The sequence below is a fragment of the Halomonas sp. BC2 genome (assembly GCF_002078115.1).
Taxonomy (GTDB): domain Bacteria; phylum Pseudomonadota; class Gammaproteobacteria; order Pseudomonadales; family Halomonadaceae; genus Vreelandella; species Vreelandella stevensii.
The window spans coordinates 2,433-4,417 of sequence record NZ_LFGT01000019.1; the positions used below are offsets into that span (position 1 = coordinate 2,433).

Consider the following 1,985-nt stretch of genomic DNA (forward strand, 5'->3'; position numbering starts at 1 on the left):
AGTGCGCCAGGCAAAGCCTGGACATCCGGGAAACCGAGAAGGTGGAAAGGATGTCGTGAAACCCAGTGGGTGAAAGTCCCACCCGGCCAAGGCTAGCCACCAGCCGGCAGCGAGTGTTGCGTGGTGTCGGGTAACCGCCGCTGCGAAGCGTACACAGCGAGTGGATAGGCCGTGTGATAGAGCCCCGAAATTGTGGTAGTGGCAGTCGCCGACAGTTTTCAAATGCTGGAAGGCAACACGACCCTGCCGTATGGCTTGGCAGGGAAGGGCCGCCGGGGTCGAAGAGCAGGGCATGTCCATACAGGGGTTTCCCAGGAACCTGGGAGGCCCGTCCTTCTCCTCTGAACGACAAAGGTACAGGCATGGGGCTGCCTGCGGCGAAAGCTCCCGGTCCGGTGCTGTCGTGCCTGACGGTACCGGAAGCAAACAACAGGCACTCAGGGGGTACGGCCAGGCGACCATAAGGAGCCAGCCGGATGGAAGGGCGGGAGTCGGAGTCGCTCATAGTACCGAAGAAGGCGGGGAACCTACTCGACGGGACCCGCTGGAGGGAAGGGGCGGCCAATCATCAGAACTGCACGAGGGCAACATGACAGGTGCACAGGAACCTGAGGTCATGTCCACGAAACAAGTGCGGATAGCAGCGCTGGCAGAGCGCTTCCCGCAGCGTGCCTTCACGTCACTGGCGCATCATATCGACGCCCAGTGGCTGAGGACGGCCTACCTGATGACGCGCCGTGACGGCGCCGTCGGGATCGACGGCCAGACGGCGGACGACTTCGCGCGCGACTTCGAGGCTAACGTCCAGCGTCTGCTGGAAGCGGCCAAGAGCGGTCGCTACCGGGCGCCGCCGGTGCGGCGCGTCAATATTCCCAAGGGAGACGGGCGCTCCACACGGCCGATTGGCATTCCTACCTTCGAAGACAAGGTCCTGCAACGTGCCGTGGTGGCCCTGCTGGAGCCGCTCTATGAGCATGATTTTCACGAGTGCTCGTATGGTTTCCGGCCGGGGCGCTCGGCGCATCAGGCCATCGGAACGGTGAGGAATGGCCTGATGTCGATGGGCGGAGGCTGGGTCATTGATCTGGACATCAAAGCCTTCTTCGACACGATCGACCACCAGCACCTGCGTGCGTTTCTGCAGCAACGAGTGAAGGACGGCGTGATCCTCCGCCTGATCGGCAAGTGGCTCAAGGCCGGGGTATTGGACGCCGGGCAATGGCAGAAGGGCGAGATAGGCAGCCCACAAGGGGGTGTGATTTCCCCCTTGCTGGCGAATGTCTACCTCCACTACGTGCTGGATGAGTGGTTTGAGCAAGACGTCAAACCACGCCTGCGCGGACGGGCATTCTCGGTGCGCTTCGCCGATGATGCCGTGCTCGCCTTCAGCAACGAAGCTGATGCCCGCAAGGTGCTGGAGGTACTGGCCAAGCGCTTTGCGCGCTTCGGCCTTACCCTGCACCCGACCAAGACTCGGCTGGTACGGTTTCGGCCACATCGCGAGCTACGGGCCGAGACCTTCGACTTCCTGGGCTTTACCTATTACTGGGGGAAGTCCCTGCGTGGACGCTGGATCATCAAGCAGAAAACGGCCAAGGACCGGTTCAAGCGAGGCCTGAAGCGAATTTCGCTGTGGTGCCGAGCCAACCGCCACCTGCCCCTGCGTGATCAGCACCGCCAACTCTGTCGAAAGGTTATGGGGCACTATGCGTACTACGGGATAACCCACAACATCGAGTCTCTGCAACGCTTCCAATACAGGGTTCAGACAACCTGGATCAAGTGGCTCAGGAGGCGATCGCAGAGAGGATGGTTCCCGTGGGAGAAGGCAAGGCAACTGTTGCTGACACTCCCGTTACCGCGAGCGAGAATCGTGCACCGAGCGTCCTTCGTGTGAACCTGACGGTTGAGGAGCCGAGTGCGTCAATCGCGCACGCTCGGATCTGTGGGGGGCCGGAACGAGCAATCGTCCGGTCTACCCGACC

Annotated in this window: 1 protein-coding gene; it reads left to right on the plus strand. The window is 61.8% G+C overall.

Annotated elements, in window-relative coordinates:
- The first annotated feature begins 616 nt into the window (after window positions 1–616).
- Window positions 617–1,897: a group II intron reverse transcriptase/maturase gene (gene ltrA / locus B7L71_RS12290; protein WP_023006382.1), complete on the plus strand. Its 1,281-nt coding sequence runs from the start codon at window positions 617–619 to the stop codon at window positions 1,895–1,897.
- Window positions 1,898–1,985: the final 88 nt, after the last annotated feature.